This is a genomic window from Pollutimonas bauzanensis, from assembly GCF_900129885.1.
In the GTDB taxonomy this organism is placed as follows: Bacteria; Pseudomonadota; Gammaproteobacteria; order Burkholderiales; family Burkholderiaceae_B; genus Pollutimonas; species Pollutimonas bauzanensis.
In genome coordinates, this window is sequence record NZ_FQXE01000003.1 from 233711 (window position 1) to 257746 (window position 24036).

20 protein-coding genes are annotated in these 24036 nt (G+C 61.4%); 14 read left to right on the forward strand and 6 right to left on the reverse strand.

Features of this window, described 5'->3' with window-relative positions; all coding sequences use genetic code 11:
• The first annotated feature begins 1112 nt into the window (after positions 1–1112).
• Positions 1113–2075 (forward strand): Bug family tripartite tricarboxylate transporter substrate binding protein, encoded by a 963-nt coding sequence (locus BUB23_RS06990; protein ID WP_073102384.1) that lies wholly within the window; start codon positions 1113–1115, stop codon positions 2073–2075.
• 6 nt (positions 2076–2081) lie between these two features.
• On the opposite strand, the gene BUB23_RS06995 is transcribed toward BUB23_RS06990, so the two are convergent.
• Positions 2082–2756 carry a Crp/Fnr family transcriptional regulator gene (locus tag BUB23_RS06995; protein ID WP_073102385.1) on the reverse strand — a complete coding sequence of 225 codons (675 nt, stop codon included), beginning with the start codon at positions 2754–2756 and terminating at the stop codon, positions 2082–2084.
• Between the two features lie 132 nt (positions 2757–2888).
• Here BUB23_RS06995 and BUB23_RS07000 point away from each other — a divergent pair, with 132 nt between their 5' ends.
• The 8 genes from BUB23_RS07000 (at position 2889) to BUB23_RS07035 (ending at position 12467) form a co-directional block, all read left to right on the forward strand.
• A complete protein-coding gene (locus tag BUB23_RS07000; RefSeq protein ID WP_425439528.1) occupies positions 2889–4889 on the forward strand; it encodes an AMP-dependent synthetase/ligase in 2001 nt (666 codons plus the stop codon).
• Positions 4889–5686, forward strand: coding sequence for an ABC transporter ATP-binding protein (locus BUB23_RS07005; RefSeq protein WP_073102386.1), 798 nt, complete (start codon positions 4889–4891; stop codon positions 5684–5686). Before BUB23_RS07000 ends, BUB23_RS07005 begins: the two co-directional genes overlap by 1 nt.
• A gap of 15 nt (positions 5687–5701) precedes the next feature.
• Positions 5702–6631, forward strand: coding sequence for a branched-chain amino acid ABC transporter permease (locus tag BUB23_RS07010; protein ID WP_073102387.1), 930 nt, complete (start codon positions 5702–5704; stop codon positions 6629–6631).
• A gap of 31 nt (positions 6632–6662) precedes the next feature.
• Positions 6663–7727, forward strand: a complete 1065-nt coding sequence (locus BUB23_RS07015) for a branched-chain amino acid ABC transporter permease (protein ID WP_073102388.1) — start codon at positions 6663–6665, stop codon at positions 7725–7727.
• 128 nt (positions 7728–7855) lie between these two features.
• The gene (locus BUB23_RS07020; protein ID WP_073102389.1) at positions 7856–9184 is read left to right on the forward strand and encodes an ABC transporter substrate-binding protein; all 1329 of its coding nucleotides are present in this window, start codon (positions 7856–7858) and stop codon (positions 9182–9184) included.
• Positions 9185–9250: 66 nt separating this feature from the next.
• Positions 9251–10081 (forward strand): ABC transporter ATP-binding protein, encoded by an 831-nt coding sequence (locus BUB23_RS07025; RefSeq protein ID WP_073102390.1) that lies wholly within the window; start codon positions 9251–9253, stop codon positions 10079–10081.
• Positions 10082–10095: 14 nt separating this feature from the next.
• Positions 10096–11370, forward strand: coding sequence for a phenylacetate--CoA ligase family protein (locus BUB23_RS07030; RefSeq protein WP_073102391.1), 1275 nt, complete (start codon positions 10096–10098; stop codon positions 11368–11370).
• A gap of 80 nt (positions 11371–11450) precedes the next feature.
• A complete protein-coding gene (locus BUB23_RS07035; RefSeq protein WP_073102392.1) occupies positions 11451–12467 on the forward strand; it encodes an amino acid ABC transporter substrate-binding protein in 1017 nt (338 codons plus the stop codon).
• Here BUB23_RS07035 and pdxR read toward each other — a convergent pair.
• Positions 12442–13980 carry a MocR-like pyridoxine biosynthesis transcription factor PdxR gene (pdxR, locus tag BUB23_RS07040; protein ID WP_073102393.1) on the reverse strand — a complete coding sequence of 513 codons (1539 nt, stop codon included), beginning with the start codon at positions 13978–13980 and terminating at the stop codon, positions 12442–12444. The genes BUB23_RS07035 and pdxR overlap by 26 nt on opposite strands.
• A gap of 99 nt (positions 13981–14079) precedes the next feature.
• On the opposite strand from pdxR, the gene gabT reads away from it, so the two are divergent.
• From gabT to BUB23_RS07065, 5 genes are all read left to right on the forward strand, one after another.
• Complete coding sequence (gabT, locus tag BUB23_RS07045; RefSeq protein ID WP_073102394.1) at positions 14080–15345, forward strand: 4-aminobutyrate--2-oxoglutarate transaminase; 1266 nt, start codon at positions 14080–14082, stop codon at positions 15343–15345.
• Positions 15346–15371: 26 nt separating this feature from the next.
• The gene (locus tag BUB23_RS07050) at positions 15372–16487 is read left to right on the forward strand and encodes an ABC transporter ATP-binding protein (RefSeq protein ID WP_073102395.1); all 1116 of its coding nucleotides are present in this window, start codon (positions 15372–15374) and stop codon (positions 16485–16487) included.
• 82 nt (positions 16488–16569) lie between these two features.
• Complete coding sequence (locus BUB23_RS07055; RefSeq protein ID WP_084135852.1) at positions 16570–17616, forward strand: ABC transporter substrate-binding protein; 1047 nt, start codon at positions 16570–16572, stop codon at positions 17614–17616.
• Positions 17617–17681: 65 nt separating this feature from the next.
• Complete coding sequence (locus tag BUB23_RS07060; RefSeq protein ID WP_425439529.1) at positions 17682–18935, forward strand: ABC transporter permease; 1254 nt, start codon at positions 17682–17684, stop codon at positions 18933–18935.
• A gap of 3 nt (positions 18936–18938) precedes the next feature.
• Positions 18939–19787, forward strand: a complete 849-nt coding sequence (locus tag BUB23_RS07065; protein WP_073102398.1) for an ABC transporter permease — start codon at positions 18939–18941, stop codon at positions 19785–19787.
• 554 nt (positions 19788–20341) lie between these two features.
• Here BUB23_RS07065 and BUB23_RS07070 read toward each other — a convergent pair.
• From BUB23_RS07070 to dprA, 4 genes are all read right to left on the reverse strand, one after another.
• Positions 20342–21331, reverse strand: coding sequence for a Bug family tripartite tricarboxylate transporter substrate binding protein (locus BUB23_RS07070; RefSeq protein ID WP_073102399.1), 990 nt, complete (start codon positions 21329–21331; stop codon positions 20342–20344).
• Between the two features lie 115 nt (positions 21332–21446).
• Positions 21447–21923 (reverse strand): hypothetical protein, encoded by a 477-nt coding sequence (locus tag BUB23_RS07075; protein WP_073102674.1) that lies wholly within the window; start codon positions 21921–21923, stop codon positions 21447–21449.
• 2 nt (positions 21924–21925) lie between these two features.
• Positions 21926–22834, reverse strand: coding sequence for a hydroxymethylglutaryl-CoA lyase (locus tag BUB23_RS07080; protein WP_073102400.1), 909 nt, complete (start codon positions 22832–22834; stop codon positions 21926–21928).
• A 73-nt stretch (positions 22835–22907) separates the two neighbouring features.
• Positions 22908–24035: a DNA-processing protein DprA gene (gene dprA, locus BUB23_RS07085; RefSeq protein WP_073102401.1), complete on the reverse strand. Its 1128-nt coding sequence runs from the start codon at positions 24033–24035 to the stop codon at positions 22908–22910.
• Position 24036: the final 1 nt, after the last annotated feature.

Sequence of the window (24036 nt, forward strand, 5' to 3'; positions counted from 1 at the left end):
GGCGGGTGTGGGCTGGGCTCAATATCGCTGCGGTCCCGGGCTTCGCCCGTGACTGCCCGCGCAGTCAACCTGTTTCCGGGCGCCCGCGAACTCGCGGAACGGACAGCCCCCGGCTGTCCGTAAGCGTCCCGCTCAGACAAGCGCGGGCTTGCCTCCCGGAAACAGGCCGCCTGCGCGGCTTGCTCAACATTTCGCCCAACCCACACCCGCCCACGGCGCCTGAACATCGGGTTGATGGGACGGGCGCTGGTATTGGATCTGGCAATCGGTTATTGGACGGGCGCTGGTATCGGGCTTGGCGATCGGGTTTGGCGGACGGCGGCTCGTATCGGGCCTGGCAATCGGTTTATTGGATGGGCGCTCAGACAAGCGCGGGCTTGCCTCCCGGAAACAGGCCGCCTGCGCGGCTTGCTCAAACTTTCGCCCAACCCACACCCGCCCACGGCGCCTGGACATCGGGTTGATGGGACGGCTGCTGGTATCGGGTCATACCACCCCCGATGCCCAAGCGGGCCGGCTGGCGGCCCGGGCAGGGCGAGCGCAAGACCTCTTTCTTGGTAACCCCAAACACAGCAAGAATGCCAAGCACGCAACTCGTCCCGGCAGAGGTGCAAAAACCAAGGCGCAGCCGTTGGCGCGGTGGGGGAAGGTAGCGGTCCGTCCGGGGCCGAGCGAGCCGGCCGCGAAGGCAGCCCCGGAGGGGGCGAACGAGCGAGGCGATGCGGGGTCCGGCGCGCTGGGCGCCGGACCAGGCCACGCGGACCGCTACCTTCCCCCACCGCGGCAGCGGCGTGTTAATAAAACAATCTGCCGAGGTAAAACAATCTGCCGAGGTAAAACAATCTGCCGAGGTAAAACAATCTGCCGAGGTAAAACAATCTGCCGAGGTAAAACAATCTGTCGAGGCACGACAGTAGCGTGTCAAACACAAAAACACTCGCCAATGCACGACAGCGGCATGTTAATAAATAAAACAATCCGCCGAGGCGCGATAGCGGCGTGTTAAGAACAATTCGGCCTCAGATCGCCATTATCCTTATTTCAAAAACGCTCCACCCGTAGCATAATCAGGCAATAAATATATGCCTCGATATTCTACGGAGATAACATTTATGCTTAAACTATTAAGGGCAATGCTGATCCTGTCCGCAACCGGCGTCGCCGGCCTTGCCCACGCCGCCTGGCCCGAACGCTCCGTTCAATGGGTGGTTCCTTATCCCGCCGGCGGCGGATCGGACGTGATCGCCCGCCTTGTCGCCACCAGCCTGGAAAAGGCCCTGGGCCAGACCGTAGTCGTCGAAAACAAGCCCGGCGCCGGAACCATCATCGGCGCCAGCTACATACAGAACGCCAAGCCGGACGGCTATGTCTTCGGCACAGCCGACTCCGGCACCCTGGCCTTCAACCCCTGGCTCTATTCCACCCTCCAGTACGACCCTCTGAAATTCACCTACATCGGCGGCCTGGCGCGCTTCCCCCTCATGCTCGCGGTCAACCAGGACTCCCCTTACAAGACAGTGCAAGACCTGATCGCCGCGGCGCGCAAAGACCCCGGCAAACTGACCGCATCGTCAGCCGGCGCCGGTTCCCCGCACCACCTCGCCCTCGAAATGTTCAAGCAGCGCGCCGGCGCCGACATCGCGCACGTACCCTACAAAGGCGCGGCGCCAGCCATCCAGGACCTGATCGGCGGGCAAGTCAGCGCCGGCTTCGTCGACTCCGCCGCCGCGCTGTCCAATATCAAGGCCGGCAAACTGCGCGTGCTGGCGGTCGCCACCCCCGAGCGCCTGGCCTTGCTGCCCGATGTTCCCACTATGGCCGAAGCCGGCGTCAAGGATTTCAACGCCTATGCCTGGCAGGGCCTGGTCGGGCCGGCCGGCATGCCCGAGGACGCCGTGGACAGGCTGAACGCCGACCTGCAGGCCGCGCTCAAGTCGGAGGATGTCCAGGCCAGGATAACAGGCATGGGAGTCGAGCCCATGCCCATGTCGGCCTCCGCGTTCAAAGCCTATGCCGACAAGCAGCGCGAGGAATGGGGCGGCGTGATCAAGGCCGCCGGCATAAAGCTGGACTGATCTGAGCTACAGGCCATAGTGCTTGAGGCCGTCCAGGTTCAGGACCTGCACGGCCCCGTACTCGACCTTCAGCAATTGCGCCGCCTCCAGCGTGCGCAAGGCCTGGTTGGTGCGCTGCCGCGATATGCGGGCAAGATAGCCGATCTCTTCCTGGGTAATGTCCAGGCGCATGGTCTTGCACGGGTATAGCAAAGGGTTGAACAGTTCGGCCAGGCAGCGCGCCACCCGCGCGTCGGGCGCCAGCAGGCGATCGTATTCCGCCTTGCCGATGAACTGGGCCACGCGCTCGTTCAGTTGGTGCAGCAGATAGCGGTTGAAGGGAATGCTGATGTCCAGCAGCCAGTCGAAGGTGGCGACCGGCAGCCGGATAATCGTGGATTCGCGCAAGGCCACCACATCGTACTTGCGCCGTTCGCTCTTGAGCAAAGAGCCTTCGCCTATCCACCCGCCGGCGGGCACGCCGGTCAGGGAGGCAAGCTTGCCATCGGAAGTACCCACCGAGACCTTGACCAGGCCGCTCAATACACCCAGCCAGGCGTAGGCTTTTTCGCCTTTGCGCTCTATCATGGCTCCAGCGGGATACTGGGTGAACGAAACGTCTCGCTGTACTCGCTCCTGCTGGTCAGCCGACAGCAGCGCGAACCACGCGGCGGCTTCTTGCAGTGAGTCTTTCACTTTCATGAGGATTTACCCTAGGAAAAGCAGGAATGTCATATCCGTGACAGTTCAATGGAGTGCGACCCTATACCTTTACACCTGGCTGAATAACCGCTAGATACAAATATAACCATAAGCCCCCCTGCGAAAGGGGACATGATACTGGCTGAAGGAGACACCGTGGCGCAAAATCTGCCTACGCAAAGGATACCCGCGGAACCGGACACGTTTCCCGCTCTGGTGCTGCACCATGCGCGAGTGCGCGGCGAGCGCCCGGCAATGCGCGAGAAAGATCTGGGCATCTGGCAAACCAGCACCTGGAGCCAGCTTGCCCGCCAAATGCACGAGCTGGCCAGCGGGCTGGCCGCATTGGGCGTGCAGGCAGGCCAGCACATCGCAATTGTAGGCGAGAATCGGCCGCGCCTGTACCTGTCCATGATGGCGGCGCAGTGCATCGGAGCCATACCGGTGCCCCTGTACCAGGACGCCATCGCGGCCGAAATGCTCTATGTATTCCAGGATGCGGAGATCCGCGTGGCGATAGTCGAAGACCAGGAACAGGTCGACAAAATGCTGGAAATCGCCGAGGACTGCCCGGCATTGCGCTATCTGGTCTACGACGATCCGCGCGGCTTGCGCAATTACACCAAGGAAAACCTGCTGGCATTCGATCGCCTGCTGGAGCGCGGCCGCGAGCATGCCGCGCGCCATCCCGCCTATGTCGACGACGCCATTGCGGCCGTCAAGCCCGGCGACACCGCCGCCATGTTCTATACCTCGGGCACCACGGGCAAGCCCAAGGGCGTGGTGCTCACGCACCACGCCCTGATCGACCGCGGCCTGGCCATCCAGGAACTCGAAAACCTGACCGACCGGGAAGAAGTGCTGGCATACCTGCCGCCGGCCTGGATAGGGCAGAACATGTTTTCGTATACCCAGTTCCTGGTCACGGGCTTCACCGTCAACCACCCCGAGTCGCCCAGCACCGTGTCCATAGACATGCACGATATCGGCCCGACCTATTATTTCGCGCCGCCGCGCGTGCTCGAAGGCCTGCTGACCCATGTGATGATACGCATGGAAGACGCCAGCGCCCTCAAGCGCAAGCTGTTTCATTCCTTCATGGGCCTGGCGCGCCGCGTGGGCGTGCGCATACTCGACAAAGACCCCGCCGTCGGCGCCTGGGACCGCTTCAAGTACGGCATCGGCAATATGGTCATGTATGGACCCCTGCGCAATGCCCTGGGCATGAGCCGCGTCCGGGTGGCCTATACCGCCGGGGAGGCCATAGGGCCCGACCTGTTCGTGTTCTACCGATCCATCGGCATCAATCTGAAGCAGCTCTATGGCTCCACCGAAACTTCGGTATTCGTATGCGTACAGGCCGACGGGCATGTGCGCGCCGACACGGTCGGCCCCCCGGTAAAAGGGGTCGAGATCCGGGTCGCCGAAAACGGCGAAATCCAGGTCAAGAGCCCGGGCCTCTTCAAGGAATACTATCGCAACCCCGAAGCCACCGCCGAATCCTATACCGCCGACGGCTGGTATCACACGGGCGACGCCGGCTACCTGGATGCCGATGGCCAGCTGAAGATCATCGACCGCGCCAAGGATGTCGGCAAGCTTGCCGATGGCAGCCTGTTCGCGCCCAAATACATTGAAAACAAGCTCAAGTTCTTTCAGTACATCAAGGAAGTGGTGGCCTTCGGCGCCGGCAAGACCCAGGTTTGCGCATTCATCAATATCGACCTGGAAGCCGTGGGCAACTGGGCGGAGCGCCAGGGCCTGCCCTATGCCGGATATACCGACCTGGCGCAGAAGCCCGAGGTCTACGAGCTGATCCGCAAGTGCGTCGAAGAAGTGAATGCCGATCTGGCCAGCGACCCCAAACTGTGCGGTTCGCAAGTGTCGCGCTTCCTGGTCCTGCACAAGGAACTCGACCCCGACGACGACGAACTGACCCGCACGCGCAAAGTCCGGCGGGCTTTCATCGCCCAGAAGTACGACATCCTGGTCGAGGCGCTGTTCCAAGGCAAAGCCAGGCAATTCATCGAAACCGAGGTGAAGTTCGAGGACGGCCGCAAGGGCACGATCTCGGCGGACCTGAAGCTTGCCGATGCAAAAGTATTCCCCGGCAACACGAAGAAGGCTGCGTAATGACTCAAGCTGCTCGCGAGCAACGAATCGGCGCAACGATTCTTGATTTGCAAAATATTTCGCTCGCCTTTGGCGGCGTAAAGGCCTTGACCGATATCTCTTTCGATGTGCGGGAGCACGAGATCCGGGCCATCATCGGGCCGAACGGCGCCGGCAAAAGCTCCATGCTCAATGTGATCAACGGCGTCTATACACCGCAACAGGGAGAGATCACCCTGGCCGGCGTCAAGTTTTCCAGAATGAACTCCCGGCGCGCCGCCGAAATGGGGATAGCGCGCACTTTCCAGAACCTGGCCCTGTTCAAGGGCATGAGCGTGCTGGACAACATCATGACAGGCCGCAATCTGCGCATGACCAGCGGCATCCTCGCCCAGGCCTTTCGTCTGGGCTCGGCGGAACGCGAGGAAATCGCCAATCGCGAATTCGTGGAAAACCTGATCGATTTCCTGGAAATCCAGGCCTACCGCAAGACGCCGGTGGGGCGCCTGCCCTACGGCCTGCAAAAGCGCGTGGACCTGGGCCGCGCCCTGGCCATGGAACCGCGCATTCTGCTGCTGGACGAACCCATGGCGGGCATGAACATCGAGGAGAAGCAGGACATGAGCCGCTTCATCCTGGATGTCAACGAGGAATACGGCACCACCATCGTGCTGATCGAGCACGATATGGGCGTCGTGATGGATATTTCCGACCGGGTTGTGGTGCTGGATTACGGCAAGAAAATCGGCGACGGCATGCCCGATGAAGTCCGCCAGAACCCTGAAGTGATACGCGCCTATCTTGGCGCCAGCCATTAAACAAGGAAGACAGAAATGGCATTTTTCCTGGAAACCCTGTTCGGCGGCCTGATGACGGGCATGCTGTATTCGCTGGTGGCGCTGGGTTTCGTCCTGATTTTCAAAGCCTCGGGCGTATTCAACTTCGCCCAGGGCGCCATGGTGCTGATCGCCGCCTTGTCGATGGCCCGCTTCTCCGAATGGATACCCCAATGGCTGGGGATGGACAGCCTGATTCTCGCCAATATACTGGCCTTCATCATCAGCGGCCTGTTCATGTGGCTGATCGCCATCGTCATCGAGCGCTGGGTGCTGCGCTACCTGGTCAACCAGGAAGGCACCACGCTGCTCATGGCCACCATAGGCATTAGCTACTTCCTCGACGGCATGGGCCAGATCATCTTCGGCAGCAACGTTTATTCGATAGATGTCGGCATGCCCAAAGACCCGGTCTTCATTCTCGACACGATATTCGAAGGCGGCGTGCTGATCAGCCTCGAGGACCTCACCGCGGCCGGCGTGTCGGCATTGCTGGTCGCCGTGCTGGCCGTCTTCTTCCAGTACACCTCGGTGGGGCGCGCCTTGCGGGCCGTGGCCGACGACCACCAGGCGGCGCAGTCCATAGGCATTCCGCTGAACCGCATCTGGGTGGTGGTGTGGACGGTGGCGGGCGTGGTGGCGCTGGTCGCCGGCGTCATCTGGGGGTCCAAGTTCGGCGTCCAGTTCACGCTGTCCACCGCGGCCCTGCGCGCCCTGCCTGTGGTCATCCTGGGCGGCCTGACCTCGGTGCCCGGGGCGATCATAGGCGGCCTGATCATAGGCGTGGGCGAGAAAATCTCGGAGGTCTATCTGGGGCCGTTTGTCGGCGGCGGGATAGAAATCTGGTTTGCCTACGTGCTGGCGCTGGTGTTCCTGCTGTTCCGTCCGCAAGGTTTGTTCGGTGAAAAAATCATCGACCGCGTTTGAGCGTTAACGAAAAGAAGATCGGGTATCCACTATGTTTTATCGTGAAAACGGCCAGTTCAAAAGCACTTACCGGGCGGATCAGCAGATCTTCCCGATACGCCAGGACCGCATCTTCATCCTGGGCGTGCTGCTTGTCGCCTTCGTGCTGACCCCGCTGCTCGCGTCGAATTATTTCCTGCAGGCCATCCTCATACCCTTCCTGATCCTGTCTCTGGCCGCCATAGGCCTGAATATATTGGTGGGCTACTGCGGCCAGATTTCCATAGGCTCGGGCGCCTTCATGGCGGTGGGCGCTTACGCCGCCTGGAATTTCGGCGTGCGCATGCCGGCCACCCCCCTGGTTGTGCAGATTCTTCTGGGGGGCGTCTTCGCCACGCTGGTCGGGGTCGTGTTCGGCGTTCCCAGCCTGCGCATCCGCGGCCTGTACCTGGCGGTCACCACGCTGGCGGCGCAGTTCTTCGTCGACTGGGCCTTCCTGCGCATCCCCTATTTCACCAATTATTCATCGTCGGGCAATGTGTCGGTGCCGGCCCTCGAAGCCTTCGGGCTGCCGGTGCAGACGCCGGTCCAGCGCTACCTGTTCGTATTGATTTTCGTCGCGGTGTTCGCCCTGCTGGCCAAGAACCTGGTGCGCGGCGCCATCGGGCGGCAATGGATGGCGATACGCGACATGGACGTGGCCGCGTCGGTGATCGGCATCCGGCCGGTCTATGCCAAGCTGACCGCCTTCGCCGTCAGCTCATTCATTATCGGCGTGGCCGGCGCCTTGTGGGCCTACGTCCACCTGGGTTCCTGGGAGCCGCTGGCGTTCGACCTGACACGCTCGCTGCAGTTGCTCTTCATTGTCATTATCGGCGGCCTGGGCTCGATCGTCGGCAGCTTCTTCGGCGCAGCCTTCATGGTGCTGGTGCCGGTGCTGCTCACCAATGTTCCGCACATGCTCGGCCTGCCGCTGGCGGTCGATACGGCGTCGCATATCGAACACATGGTGTTTGGCGCGCTCATCGTGTTTTTCCTGATCGTCGAGCCGCACGGCCTGGCGCGCCTGTGGAGCATAGGCAAGGAAAAGCTGCGCATCTGGCCATTCCCGCATTAGCCCGGTCTTATCGGACAAAGTTTTACCGAACAAAGTTTTTATCGGACAAATCAGTAAGCTCGGCTGGCCTATTCGGGCCATGCCGAATCACAAACGGTGCAGACAGACACCATCAGGAGGACTTGGAGATGAAACGTTCCTTTAAATTGGCCGCAGCCATGATTGCCGTGGCCGGCACTCTGGCCGCGGCATCCTTGCCGGCCGCCGCGGCCGAAGAGCAATTCATACCGTTGCTGGCGTATCGCACCGGTTCGTTCGCGCCGCTGGGCATTCCATGGGCCGACGGCAAGATGGATTACCTCAAGCTGGTCAATGAACGCGATGGCGGCATCAACGGCGTGAAGATAGTCTATGAAGAGTGCGAAACCGCCTACGCCACGGACCGCGGCGTGGAGTGCTACGAGCGCCTGAAGGACAAGAGCGGCGGCGCATCGGGCTTCGACACGCAGTCCACCGGCATTACTTTCGCCGTGACCGACAAGGCGATCGTCGACGGCGTGTCGATTGAAACCGTGGGCTATGGCTTGTCTCAAGCCGCCAATGGCGCGGTGTTCAAATGGAATTTTCCGCTGCTGGGAACCTACTGGACGGCGGCCGATGTCATGATCCAGGACATCGCCAAGAAGCTGGGCGGCGAAGACAAGCTCAAGGGCAAGAAGATTGCCCTAGTCTATCATGACTCGCCTTACGGAAAAGAGCCCATCGCCCTGCTGCAGGAGCGCGCCAAGGCCAATGGCTTCGAACTGCTGCTGTATCCCGTCACCGCCCCTGGCGTCCAGCAAAAATCGACCTGGCTGCAGATTCGCCAGAACAAGCCCGACTTCCTGCTGCTGTGGAGCGCCGGCATCATGACGCCGACCGCCATCCGCGAAGCCCAGGCGGTCGGCTATCCGCGCGACAAGATGTATGGCATATGGTGGGCGAGCTCCGAGAATGACGTCCAGGACCTGGGCCAGGTGGCCAAGGGCTATAACGGCATCACCATCCACAATAGCGCCGACCATGGCAAAGTGCACGACGAGCTCAAGAAATACGTCTACGACAAGGGCCAGGGCACCGACACCAATGGCAAATACGTAGGCACCATCGCCCATACGCGCGGCATGATGATTTCCATGCTGCAGGTCGAGGCCATACGCGCGGCCCAGGAAAAATATGGCAAGGGCAAGCACATGACGCGCGAGCAAGTCCAGTGGGGCTTCGAGAACCTCAACCTCACCAAGGAGCGCCTGGAAGAACTGGGCTTCGCCGAGCTGATGCGCCCCGTCAAGACGTCGTGCAGCAACCACATGGGCGACGACTGGGCGCGCATCATCCAGTGGAACGGCGCCAAATTCGATATCGTTTCCGATTGGTATCAGTCCGACAAGAAGTATGTGGACCCTCTGGTCAAGGACCTGGCGGCCAAATACGCCAGCGAGAAGAAAATCACCCCTCGTACCTGCGAAGGTTCGTAACAGGGTAGCGCTTGCGGCCGCTGTCGCGGGACAGCGGCCGGAGCCAACCGATTGCAGGGAAAATTTATGAATGCCAGTGCCGAGGCCCAAGCCCCCAAGATTCTTCTGAATGTGAACGGGATCGAGGTCATATACAACCACGTTATCCTGGTGCTCAAGGGCGTGTCGCTGTGCGTGCCCGAAGGCAAGATCGTGGCGCTGCTGGGCGCCAACGGAGCCGGCAAGACGACCACCTTGCGCGCCGTCTCCAACCTGCTCAAAGCGGAGCGCGGCGATGTCACCAAAGGCCATATCGACTATCGCGGCGAACGCATCGAGCGGCTTACCCCCGCGGACCTGGTCAAGCGGGGCGTGGTGCAGGTCATGGAAGGGCGCCATTGCTTCGCCCACCTGACGATAGAAGAAAACCTGATGACGGGCGCCTATACCCGCAATATCAAGCGCGGCGAATTGAACGCGTCGCTCGACAAGGTGTATCAGTACTTTCCGCGGCTCAAGCAGCGCCGCGGCAGCCAGGCGGGATACACCTCGGGCGGCGAGCAGCAGATGACGGCCATCGGCCGGGCCTTGATGGCCAACCCCAATATGATTTTGCTCGATGAGCCTTCCATGGGCCTGGCGCCGCAAATCGTGGAGGAAATCTTCGAGATCGTGCGCGACCTGAACCAGCGCGAAGGCGTCAGCTTCCTGCTGGCCGAACAGAATACCAATATCGCCCTGCGCTATGCCGATTACGGCTATATCCTGGAAAACGGGCGCGTCATGATGGACGGCGCGGCGCAGGCCCTGGCCGAGAACGAGGACGTCAAGGAATTTTATCTGGGCGTATCGAGCGGCGAAAGAAAGAGCTTCCGCGACAACAAATTCTACCGGCGGCGCAAACGCTGGCTGGCCTAGAGGCAAAACCCACCATGACCACATATTTCGAGGAACGCGAGCGGGCGTCCGCGCCCGAGCGAGAGCAAGCTTTGCTGGGAAGGCTGCCGGCGGCCCTGAAAAGCGCGCGCGAACGCGCGCCGGCCATCGCCGCGCAGTTGCAGGGGCTGGATCCGGACGGCATCCGCGGGCGATCCGATCTGGAGCGCATTCCGGTCGTCAGGAAAAGCGAACTGCTGCAGGCCCAGCTTGCCATGCGGCAGGGCCGGACCGGCCAGGATCTGCCGGCGGTCAGCCGGATATTCGGCGGCTACTCCGCCATAGGCTGGGGCGAGGCGGCGCGGGTCTTCGCTTCGCCCGGGCCCATCTACGAGCCGGAAAGCAAGCGCCCCGATTATTGGGGCTTCGCGCGCGCGCTCTACGCCGCGGGCTTTCGTTCCGGCGAACTGGTCTACAACTGTTTCTCCTACCACTTCACGCCGGCCGGCTCGATGATGGAAACGGCGGCGCACGCTCTGGGCTGCACCGTGTTTCCAGGCGGCGTGGGCCAGACCGAGCAGCAGGTGCAGGCCATCGCCGACCTGGCGCCGGCCGGCTACACCGGCACGCCCAGCTTCCTGAAGATCATCCTGGAAAAGGCCGACGAAATGGGCGTGAAGCTGCCCTCGCTCACGCGCGCGCTGTTTTCCGGGGAGGCCTTCCCGCCGTCATTGTGCAAGTGGTTTGCCGGGCGCGGCATCGCCGGCTACCAGGCCTATGGCAGCGCCGACCTGGGCATGATCGCCTACGAGACACCGGCCCGCGAGGGCCTGGTGCTCAACGAGGACATCATTCTGGAGATCGTGCGGCCGGGCGGCAGCCAGGCGCTGCCGCAAGGCGAGGTGGGCGAAGTCGTGGTGACGACGCTCAATCCCGACTACCCGCTGCTGCGCTTCGGCACGGGCGACCTGTCGGCCATTTTGCCGGGCGTGTCGCCTTGCGGCCGCACCAATTTGCGCATCAGGGGCTGGATGGGGCGCGCGGACCAGACCACCAAGGTGCGCGGCATGTTCGTGCATCCCGGCCAGATCGCCCAGGTAGTAAAACGGCATCCCGAAGTGGGCAAGGCCAGGCTGGTGGTCAGCGGCAAGGTGGGCAGCGACGTCATGGTGCTCAAGGCCGAAGTGGCCGACCCGGCGGCGGACCTGCTGCTCGGTATCGCCGCCTCGGTGCGCGAATTGACCAAGCTGCGCGCCGACATCGAGGCAGTCGAGCCGGGCAGCCTGCCCAATGATGGGAAGGTGATCGACGATATTCGCAGCTACGAATAAGCTTATTTGTTTTTTGCGCTCACCGATTGCAGTAACATGCCAAAAAAGTGACCACGAATAATTACCGCAAGAGGAATGTTATGCGCAAATTCAAGTACGCCGTCGGCGCCTTCGCCATGCTGGCCGGCATGCAGCTCGTACACGCCGATACGCTCGATATCGTCAAGAAGCGCGGCTTCGTGCAGTGCGGCGTCACGACGGGCTTTGCCGGTTTCTCGGCGCCCGACTCCAAGGGCGCATGGCAAGGCCTGGATGTCGACATGTGCCGCGCCGTGGCCGCCGCCGTGCTGGGCGATGCCTCCAAGTTCAAGGCGGTGCCCCTGAATTCGCAGCAGCGCTTTACGGCCCTGCAATCAGGCGAAATCGATCTGCTGGCGCGCAACACCACGGTCACCCAGCAGCGCGATACCGCGCTGGGCGCGGTGCACGCCGGCATCAATTTCTATGATGGCCAGGGTTTCCTGGTGCCGAAGTCGCTGGGCGTGAAAAGCGCCAAGGAACTCGACGGCGCCACGGTCTGCATGCAGACCGGCACGTCCAACGAGAACACCATGGCCGACTGGGCGCGCGCCAATAAAGTCAAATACAAGCCTGTCGTCATCGAGCAGTTCAATGAAGTGGTCAACGCCTTCGCCTCCGGCCGTTGCGATGTCTTCAGCACCGACGCCTCGGGCCTGGCGTCGATCCGCATCTCCAAGCTCGAAAAACCCGACGACTACGTGGTGCTGCCCGAGATCATTTCCAAGGAACCGCTGGGGCCTTTCGTGCGCCAGGGCGACGACCGGTGGCTGAATATCGTCAAGTGGTCTTTGCACGCCATGATAGGCGCCGAGGAACTCGGGGTCACTTCGAAGAATGTCGACGAGGAACTGAAAAGCGCCAATCCCAATATCCTGCGCCTGCTGGGCGTGACCGCCGGCGCGGGCAAGAACATGGGCGTGGACGAGAAGTGGGCTTATAACATCGTCAAGCAGGTCGGCAACTACGGCGAAAGCTTTGAACGCAATGTGGGGCAGGGCAGCCCGCTGAAAATCCAGCGCGGCCTGAATGCGCAATGGACGGATGGCGGCCTCATGTACGCCCTGCCGGTGCGCTGACGCCTGGCGCGGGATGCTGGCCTTCAGCGATGTGGGCATCGAGCACGCTGGCCAGTATCCTGAATGCGGGTCCAATCTGTTCCTGCTGTACCTGGGCATATCCCAGAAGCAGGCCGCGGCGCATTCGCGGCTTGATCAGGTAATAGTCGCTCAGCGGCCGCACCATGATGCCGCGATCGAACGCCTGGCGGCAGATTTCGACATCGTCGACATGATCGGGAAGCGCCAGCACAAGGTGCAAGCCGGCTTCATCGCCAATGATGTCCAGGCTGTCTTGATAATGGCTGCGAATGGCATCGATCAGCAGCGCGCGCCTTTGGGCATAAAGATTGCGAACGCGCCGCACATGGGAGCTGAGATACCCTTCGCGCACAAATTCGGCCGTGACGGACTGCGTCATCATCTGCCCTTCGCGATAGAGTTCGGCAACCGCCGATGCAAATGCCGGGGCTATGCGCTCGGGCACGACCATATAGCCGATACGCAGGCCTGGATACATGGTTTTGCTGAAACTGCCCACGTATAAAACCTGGCCCGCGCTATCCAGGCCCTGCAGGCTGGGCAAAGGCCGGCTTTCATAGCGAAAATCGCTGTCGTAGTCGTCTTCTACTATCCAGCAGCCATGCTTGCGCGCATAGTCCAGCAGCATGCGCCGCCGCGCCAGGCTCATGACCATGCCGAGGGGGTACTGGTGCGATGGCGTTACAACGATTAGCCGGGGAGGCCGCCTGAGGTCGCGCTGCGATGGACGTATCCCCTCGCCGTCGACCGGAATGGGCTCTACATTGAGGCCCGATGAAATCAACAGATTGCGCAGGCCCCAATACGAAGGATCTTCTATCCACACAGTGTCCCCGATTTCGCAGAGCAGCCGCGTGGCGACATCCAGGGCCTGGTGTATGCCCGTGGTCACTACGACCTGCTCCGCCTTGCTGTTGACCGAGCGGGAACTGTTCAGATAGGCCGAGATAGCCTGGCGCAAGGGCGGGTATCCTCCCGCCGCGGCATAAGATAACAGGCGGCCGGGTGAGCTGCGCCAATGTTTGTTCTGGATGCGCAGCCAGGCTTTGGCGGGAAACTCGGCGACATCGGGCAGTCCCGCCATGAACGCGCCGTATTGCCTTCTGGAAAACCCGAGCCTGTCCATCAGACGGCGGCCGCGCATGGACAAACCACGGTTGGACTCTCCTGTTGCCTGTGCATGATCGCCCCATGCGGCGGAGCTCGCGCTATCGACGGTATCCTGGCTGGTATCCTCGACAAAAGTGCCTTTGCCCGATGCGGCATGGACATAGCCCTCGATGGCAAGCTGCTCGTAGACCTGAATCACCGTATTGCGCGCTATGGACAGGTCCCGGGCCAGCTCGCGGGACGATGGCAGCCGCACGCCCGATGGGAGGCGGCCGTCAAGGATGGCCTGCCGCAACAAACGATAAAGCTGGCGATAGGCGGGTTCGCCACTGCCTGTATTCAGCCACTGTTGCAACCAGTCAGCGAGCGCGATAGGTTTCAAAATGGCTCCATTAAAAATTCAGAAATGGGCCTACATAGTAAACCAACTCCTGGTTATATTGGTCGCTATCCCATGCACACCGATAACGAGAGGATGACAATGGCCAGGCAAACATGGCAGCAGCGCAAGGCGCAAGCGATACCCAGGGGCATCAGCATCATGTGCGATTTTTTTACCGATCGCGCGGAGAACGCGCTGCTTTGGGATCAGGAAGGGCGCCGCTATATCGATTTCGCAGCGGGTATTGCGGTCACCAACACCGGACACAGGCACCCGCGGGTCGTCGCCGCCATCTCCCGTCAACTCGAAAAATTCACGCATACCGCCTTCCAGGTTGCGCCCTATAGCTCGTATATCGATCTGGCCGAGAAAATAAATCAGCTCACGCCAGGCGGCCATGCAAAGAAGACCGCCTTTTTCACCACTGGCGCCGAAGCGGTTGAAAACGCGATCAAGATTGCGCGCTGTGCGACTGGCCGCAGCGGCGTTATCGCATTCTCGGGCGCCTTCCACGGCCGCACATTCATGGCCATGGCGCTGACCGGCAAGGTTCAGCCCTACAAGGCGGGCTTCGGCCCCATGCCGGCCGAGGTCTACCATGTGCCTTTCCCATCCGCGCTGCATGGCATTTCGACGCAAGACTCCCTGCGCGCCATCGAGAATCTCTTCAAGGCCGATCTGGATCCGCAGCGTGTGGCGGCCATCATCATCGAACCGGTCCAGGGCGAAGGCGGCTTCAATGTGGCGCCGCCCGAGTTGCTGCATGCGCTGCGGGAATTATGCGATCGCCACGGCATTTTGTTCATCGCCGATGAAGTGCAGACGGGCTTTGCGCGCACGGGAAAGATGTTTGCCATCGAACACGCCGGCGTCGTGCCCGACCTCATTATCATGGCCAAGAGTCTGGCGGGCGGCATGCCGCTATCGGCAGTTTGCGGCCGCGCCGGGATCATGGACGCTCCGCCGCCCGGAGCATTGGGCGGCACCTATGCCGGCAACCCTCTGGCTTTGGCGGCCGCGCAGGCTGTGCTGGAGATCATCGAAACCGAGCACCTGGCCGAGCGGGCCAAGCAGCTCGGTGAACGACTGCGCGAAACACTGGCATCGCTCAAAGAGGTCACCCCGGAGATCGCCGAAATACGCGGACTGGGCGCCATGATAGCGGTAGAATTCCAGGATGCCGGAAGCGGCGAACCAAACCCCGCATTTGCGCGCAAGGTCCAGGAGAAAGCACTGGAACAGGGGCTGATCCTGCTGACCTGCGGCACGCATGCCAATGTCGTGCGCTTCCTGTTCCCGCTCACAATAGAAGAAGACTTGTTGACAGAAGGCTTGCATATCCTGTCCACGGCCATACGTGTGTAGAAAATGATATCGGGGGACATCCCAAGATGGAGCATCAAAGCAGCCCTTCTGAAGCAGACGACAGCACGCCGCTCGTCAGCTTTCGCAACGTGCAAAAGTCCTACGATGGCGAAACGCTGGTCGTCAAGGATCTGAATCTGGATATCCGCCACGGCGAGTTTCTGTCTTTGCTGGGGCCCTCCGGCTCAGGAAAAACGACCTGTCTCATGATGCTGGCCGGCTTCGAGTTCCCGACCAGCGGCGAAATCATGCTCGACGGCCAGAGCCTGAATCGCGTGCCTCCGCACAAGCGCAATATCGGCATGGTTTTCCAGAACTATGCCCTCTTTCCGCACCTGACGGTAGAGAAGAATCTCGAGTATCCCCTGTCCGTTCGCAAAATGCCTGCCAAGGAGCGCGGGGAACGCATTGCAAAAGCGCTGGAGATGGTGCAAATGGGTTCGTTTTCCAGGCGCTATCCCAGGCAGCTATCCGGAGGGCAGCAGCAACGCATCGCCCTGGCGCGGGCACTGGTGTTCAACCCGAAACTGGTGCTCATGGACGAGCCGCTTGGCGCGCTGGACAAGCAGTTGCGCGAGCACATGCAGCTTGAACTGAAAGCCCTGCACCGCGCGCTGGGCATCACTTTTGTCTATGTGACCCATGATCAAAGCGAAGCCTTGACCATGTCCGACCGCGTCGCCGTGTTTGACCAGGGCATCATCCAGCAGGTTTCCAGCGTGGATACGCTGTACGAGTCGCCATGCAATGCTTTTGTTTCGAGCTTCGTCGGCGACTGCAATAAATTCAGCGGCGTCGTCGTATCGGTGCAGGCCGGGCAGTGCGCCGTGCGGCTGGCCGACCAAGTCATACTTACCGCGATGAACATCAACGGCTTGTCGGCAGGGGCTTCCTGTGTGGTGGCAATACGCCCCGAACGCCTGCGCATCGTGGCGCAGCCGCAGCCCAACACATTGCCGGCGAAGACGCTGGACAAGGTCTATTTTGGCGATCATATCCGCCTGCGCTGCCAGGCGGGCGGCGAGCCCTCGGTATTCGTCAAGCTGGCGCTCGACGACCACGCAGACAATTCCTCGCTCGATCGAGGCGCGCCTGTATTCCTGCAGGCGGCGCCGCAGCATATCAGGGTGTTCAGCCCTTGACCACGGGCCAGAGCGCCAGCCTCGCCCTTAAAGTCCTTTCCAGGGACGTTCTTGTCAATAATAGCAACTCACGGAGACAAACATGACAACACGAGCAAACCTCTATCGCGGCGGCCTCGCCGCCGTGCTGATGATCGCCGGCTGCAATATCGCCGCCGCGCGCGATTTGACCGTCGTCAACTTTGGCGGCGCCAATGGCGATGCGCAGAAAATCGCATTCGTCGAACCGGTGCAAAAAGAATTGGGCATCAATATAATCTCCGTTGCCTATAACGGCGAACAGGCCAAGGTCAAAGCCATGGTCGAAACCAACAACGTCGTCTGGGACGCCGTTGAAGTGGAAACGGCCGACCTCGGGCGCGGTTGCGACGAGGGCCTGTATGAACGGCTGGATTGGTCGAAAATCGGCAACAAGGACGACTTCATTCCTGAAGCCATTCACGACTGTGGCGTGGGCGCATTTGTCTGGTCGACCGCGCTGGCCTACAACACCAAGGCGCTCAAGGCTAACCCCAATAGCTGGGCGGATTTCTGGGATGTGAAGAAGTTTCCGGGCAAGCGCGGCATGCGCAAGGGAGCGCGCTACAACCTTGAATTCGCCCTCATGGCGGACGGCGTCGCGCCCAACGATGTCTATACCGTGCTTTCAACACCCGAAGGCGTGGATCGCGCGTTCAAGAAACTGGACGAGCTCAAGCCCAGCATCCAGTGGTGGGAGGCGGGCGCGCAGCCTGTGCAGATGCTCGCGGCGGGAGATGTCGTTATGTCCACGGCCTACAACGGACGAATTGACGCGGCCAACCGCGAAGGCCAGGCCATGAAAGTCGTCTGGAATGAGAGTATCTATGACCTGGACTACTGGGTCATCCCAAAGGGCAGTCCCAATAAAGCGCTGGCGGAGCAATTCATTCAATACGCCTCTTCGGCGCCTGCGCAGGCCGTCTACGCCCAGCACATTGCCTATGGCCCCATAAACAAACATGCCATCGAGAAGGTCGACCCCAAGCTCCTGGCCGATATGCCTACCGCGCCGGAAAACATGAAGAGCGCTCTGCTCTCGAGCTATGACTTCTGGGCCGATCACGGCGAAGAGCTGGATCAGCGCTTCTCGGCCTGGTCTACCCGTTGACAGGCCAGCGCATCTCCGGGCCGGGGCCTGTCCTTGCCATGAGCAAGGACAGCCAACCAGGGACTATCATGACCGCAACAATGACAAGCAGCGCCGTGCTGGCAACTAAAAGAGCCATGGCGGCAACGGACAGAAGACGGAAATGGAAAGCCTTCGCGCTGATCTCGCCGCTGGCGATTTTTCTGCTGGCGATCTTCATTATTCCCATTTCCATGCTATTGCACCGTGCGGTGGACAATCCCGAAGTCATTCAGCAGCTCCCGCGCACATTGACCGCGCTCGAAAACTGGCGTGGTGAAAGCACGCCCGGCGCGGACTGCTATGCGGCGCTGATGGAAGACCTCCTGCAGGCAAAGGACCGGTCAGGCACAGGCAGCCTTGCGCGCAGGCTGAATTACGAGATCGCCGGCTATCGCAGCCTTATCTTCAAAACCATACGGCACCTGCCCTTCGACACAGATCACGCTCTCGGCAGCAATGAAATAAAGGGCAGGATGCTCGATATCGACAAACGCTGGGGTGAACCGGAATACTGGCAGGCGATCGCGAATAACAAATCGTCCTACTCCAGCTATTATCTGTTGGCGTCGCTGGACCTGAAAAAAGAACCGGATGGTTCAATCGCCAGGGTACCGCCCGCAACGTCTGCATTCCTTGAAATATTCCGGCGCACTTTCGCGATCAGCGCCATCGTAACCCTGCTGACACTGGCCCTGGGCTTTCCGCTGGCCTATTGGATCGCCTCCCTGCCCAAGCGCAAGGCCAATCTGGTCATGATCTTTATCCTCATTCCATTCTGGACATCGATACTGGTTCGCATCGCGGCCTGGATCGTTTTGCTCCAGCGCCAGGGGCTGGTGAACAAGACCTTGATGGGGCTGGGCGCCACCGATACCCCGGTGGAACTGCTGTTCAACCGCACGGGCGTCTACATTGCCATGACGCATATCCTGCTGCCCTTCATGATCCTGCCTCTGTACAGCGTGATGCAATCCGTGCCTTCCACTTATCAGCGCGCCGCCGTGTCGCTGGGCAGCCATCCCTTCTCGGCGTTCTGGCGGGTCTATGTGCCACAAACCTATCCCGGAATCGGCGCGGGCACGCTGCTGGTTTTCATCATTGCCGTGGGGTACTACATCACGCCGGCGCTGCTGGGCGGCGCGGACGACCAGATGATCAGCTATTACGTCGCTTATTTCACCAACCAGACCATCAATTGGGGTATGGCCAGCGCGCTCGGCTTTCTGCTGCTGGTGGGCACATTGCTGCTGTATTTCCTCTACCGGCGGCTTTCAGGTCGTGAACTGGGGCTGGGCTGAGCCATGAATATGCGCACACCGCTGTTTCCGCCACACACCTCTCCGGCCGAGCGCCTGTGGTACTACCTTCATCGCGCCTTTTGCGCGCTGGTGCTGGTGTTCCTGTTGCTGCCCATCCTCGTCATCATCCCACTGTCGTTCAGCGACAGCACCTTGCTGCTCTATCCGATACCCGCGTTCTCGCTCAAGTGGTATCACGCCCTGTTCGAATCGGATTCCTGGATGCGGGCGGCAAAAAACAGCTTTATTGTGGCGCCCAGCGCGACCATCATCGCGACAGTGCTCGGTACACTGGCAGCGGTCGGCCTGCATAAAGTGCAATTCATGGGAAAAAGCCTGCTGATGGCTATATTGATTTCCCCGATGATTGTGCCGCTAGTCGTAGTCGGACTCGGTATATACCTGTTCTACGCTCCGTATGGCATCGCGAGCTCCTACACCGGCCTGATCCTAGCCCATGCCGCGCTGGGGGCCCCTTTCGTTCTCACGACCGTGCTGGCCACACTGCAGGTCTTCGACGACAATCTGCTGCGCGCCGCCTATAGCCTGGGCGCGAACCCGATCAAGGCATTCTTCACGGTGACCCTGCCGATGATCGCGCCGGGCGTGATTGCCGGCGCGCTCTTCGCATTCGCCACCTCGTTCGATGAAGTCGTGGTAACGCTCTTTCTCGCGGGGCCTGAACAGGTCACTCTGCCGCGCCAGATGTTCACCGGCATACGCGAGAACATCAGCCCGATAATCGCCGCCGTTGCAACGATATTGATCGTCTTCTCGACCGGCCTGCTGCTGACACTTGAATGGCTGCGTTCACGCAGCCAGATGGCGGCAACCGCCAAGCACCGCCAGTGAACACTGACCCAAAAAAAATGTAAACGTGCCGGCCGTAAGATACCAGCGCTCGTCCAATAAGCCGATTGCCAGGCCCGATATCAGCCGCCATCCGACACAACCGATACCAGGCCCGATACGAGCCGCTGTCCGACAAACCCGATTGCCAAGCCCGATACCAGCGTCCGTCCAGTCAACCAATTGTCCAGGCGCCGTGGGCGGGTGTGGGTTGGGCGAAAGTTTGAGCAAGCCGCGCAGGCGGCCTGTTTCGGGGAGGCAAGCCCGCGCTTGTGTGAGCGGGACGCTTACGGACAGCCGGGGGCTGTCCGTTCCGCGAGTTCGCGGGCGCCCCGAAACAGGTTGACTGCGCGGGCAGTCACGGGCGAAGCCCGGGACCGCAGCGATATTGAGCCCAACCCACACCCGCCCACGGCGACGGGTTAAGAACTAGACCACCCATACAACCCCACGGCGCCGGGTCAAAAAATCCACTAACCCACGGCGCCGGGTTGGAGAAAAGCAACTCGCACCAATCCAAGAGCCCCGATTCAAGAACACATCTCAAGAACCTCGAATCAATCCACCGATACCTTGGCCGAAGTAATCACCTTGGCCCATTTTTCGGTTTCGCTCTGGATGAACTTGGCGAAGTCTTCGGACGTGCCGCCCGCTGCCTGGCCGCCCGTCATCTCGAACGCCTTCAACACCTCGGGCTTCTTGAGGATATTGTTGAACGCGACATTGAGCTTCTGGACAATGGCGTCCGGCGTGCCGGCGGGGGCGATCACGCCTTGCCAGTTGTACGACTCGAAGCCGGCGAGCCCGGATTCCGCCATCGTCGGCACATTGGGCAGCAAGGCCAGGCGCTTGGCGCTCGTCACCGCCAGCGGGTGAACCTTCTTGGCGTCAATCGCCGGCATGGCGGCATAGCCCATTTCAAACATCATATCGATATGGCCGGCCATCAGGTCCGTCGATGCCGGGGCGCCGCCCTTATAGGGCACATGCGATAGCTGGATGCCCGCTTCCGAGGCGAACAGCTCGCCCGACAAATGGTGAGCCCCGCCCACGCCCGACGACCCGAACGTAAGGCGGCCCGGATCCTTCTTGGCCAGTTCCACCAGATCCTGCACGGACTTCACCGGAACCTCGTTGTTGACGCTCAGGATCAAAGGGCTTTCTTCCACCAGAATGACCGGAACGAGGTCTTTCTGGACGTTGTAAGGCACGTTTTTCGGCATTAGGGTCGGATTCACCGACAGGGGCGCGAGATTGCCGCTGCCTATGGTGTAGCCATCAGGCTTGGACTTGGCAACATAGGCTGTGCCGATGACGCCGCCGGCGCCGGCCTTGTTTTCGACAACCACGCTGGTCTTGAGCTCATCGGCCAGTTCGCGCGCGAGCAAACGCATGCGCGTATCCGCGAAACCGCCCGCGGCATAGGGCACGACGAAGGTAATGGGCTTGGACGGCCATGCTTCATCGGCATGGGACAGGCCGGGCGCCAAGGCAGCGCACAGCGTGCCGAGCAGGGCGGTTGCGCCCATTTTCTTGAAAAAAGACATTTGTTTCTCTTGAAAGCTAGTGGAAAAAATAACAAGGGCGGCGCGAACGCCGCCTAGGGTAATCCCGTGCTTGACGGAATTATCCGGCAAGTGTAAATGAGACCGGGGCGGGCGTCTACTTCTGGCGCCGGTATACCAGCGCGATGCGTGCGAAGGCCACCTGCAGTTCCCGCGTGCCAGCCTGGAATACGACCGGCCGCCCCTTGCTGGTGAAGCACACCAGGCGCTTGGACGCCACCAGCGGAATGAACTTGGCGAACTGGATGTCTTCCCAGGCGACTTCGCGCCGCGAAATCCATGTCTGCTCTATGCCGCGGTGCGTAATGCGCGTTTCGGAAACCAGCATATAGCGCGCCAGCACGACCAATGCCACGAAACACAGCAGAATGCTGCCCGCGACCATGGGGCTCACCGTTTTTCCGGCCGGGCCGGCCGCGGTGTGGGCGATCATCAGGCCGATGAAGCCAAGAACCAGCCAGGCCAGGATCTTGATCCATGCGGGCCATGCGACGCCCCGCAGGGGCAGGGGGCCGATGGCCTCAAGAAGCTGCGAGCGCTCTTCCTCGCTGGGCGTATGTTGCGTCGAAAATATCACTAGGCAGCCTTGCGCGCGGCCAGGGCATTGCCCGCGCGGCTCGAAGACTTGTGCCCGATATGGCCGGAGATCCATTGCCCGGTATCGACGACGGCATCGAGATCTATGCCGGTATCGATATCCAGCCCGCGCAGCATATAGAGCACGTCTTCGGTGGCGACATTGCCGGTCGCGCCCTTGGCGTAGGGACAGCCGCCCAGGCCGCCGACCGAGGAATGGAAAATCGAGATTCCGGCTTCCATCGCCGCCAGGATATTGGCCAGCGACTGGCCGTAGGTATCGTGGAAATGGCCCGATATGCGGGCCGGATCGACGATTTCGGTGACGGCGCGCATGACCTGCCCGACGCGCAGCGCGGTGCCGACCCCTATGGTGTCGGCGACATCGATTTCATCGCAGCCCAAGGCCAGCATGCGCCTGGCGACGTCGACCACCGACGCTATGGGAGTTTCGCCCTGGTAAGGGCAGCCCAGGGCGCAGCTGATGCTGCCGCGCAGGCGCAGCCCGGCGGCCTTGGCCGCCTGGGCCACGGGCTCGAAGCGGGTGATCGACTCGGCGATCGAGCAATTGATATTCTTCTGCGAAAAGGCTTCGCTGGCGGCGCCGAAAATCACCACTTCATCGATGCCGGCGGCCAGGGCGCCTTCGAAACCGCGCAGATTGGGCGTGAGGGCGGAATAAATGGTGCCGGGCCGGCGCTGGATGCCCGCCATGACCTCGGCGCCGTCAGCCATTTGCGGCACCCATTTGGGCGAAACGAAAGACACGGCCTCGATATTGGGAAAACCGGCCTGCGACAAGCGGTCGATGAGTTCGATTTTCACCGGCGTGGCGATGAATTCTTTTTCATTTTGCAGCCCATCGCGCGGAGAGACCTCGACGATTTTGACTTTACTCGGCAAAGACATGGAAATATTCCTTGGTATGGTTGCAGGCAATGGCGGATATCATAAAGCGTGCCGCGGCGTGGCACCACTCTTGTCAACGGCGCTGGTAGCGGCCGTCGTCCAGGCGTACGACAATTTCCTGCAGCTCCAGCTCCAGCAGGCGGGTGGTCAAGGTCGCCAGATCGAGCTGGCTGCGTTCGTGCAAGGTATCTAGATGTACGGGATCATAACCCAGCGCTTCCAGAACCGCCTGGGCCGCGGGGCCGGCGGCCGGCCCCTTGCGCCGCGGCTGGCCTTGCGCCGGGGGCGCCGCCGCGACGCCGGATGACCCCAGCTCCTCGCGTATGTCCTGGGCGGACTCCACCAGCTTGGCGCCTTGCCGGATCAGGGCATGGCAGCCGCGCGACAGGGGCGAATGGATGGAACCGGGGATCGCGAAGACCTCGCGCCCCATTTCCGAGGCCAGCCTGGCGGTGATCAGCGATCCGCTATGCCTGGCGGCTTCGACCACCAGCACGCCGCGGGCCAGGCCGGCGACCAGGCGGTTGCGCTGCGGAAACTGGCGGGGCAGCGGGCCCCTGCCCATGGGGAATTCGGAGATCAGGACGCCTTCCTGCGCAATGCGTCGGGCCAGTTCGCGGTTGCGGGCGGGATAGACGATGTCTATGCCCGTGCCAAGAACGGCTATCGTTCCCGCGCCGGCGGGGCCGGCCAGCAAGGCGCCCTCGTGGGCCGCGGTGTCTATGCCCAAGGCAAGGCCGCTGGCAATGCACCAGCCTTGCTCGGCCAAGTGCCGGGCGAATGCCCGGGCGTTGTCGGCGCCGCCCGCGCTGGCGCTGCGCGCGCCCACGATGGAAATGACGGGCTGGTCCAGGCGGGCCGGATCGCCGTTGGCGTAAAGCAGGAGGGGCGGATCGTGGATATCGAGCAGCGTAAGGGGGTAGGCCGGGTCGGCCAGGGTAAGCAGATGGTGGCCGGGATGCTCCAGCCACTTCAGCGTATTTTGCACCGCCGCCAGGACATCATCGCCGGGGGCTTGCCTGAGCTGGCGCGCCAGTTCGTCAGGCAGGAACTGCCGCAGCGCGGAGGTGGACAGGGCGTAGATGTCTTGCGGCAGCCCGATGGCGGCCAGCAGGTTGCGGGCGCTGGCCGGGCCCAGGCCGGGTTCCAGCGACAGGCGTATCCAGGCGCTGAGCTCTTCGGTGGATAAGGTCGGGTGCATG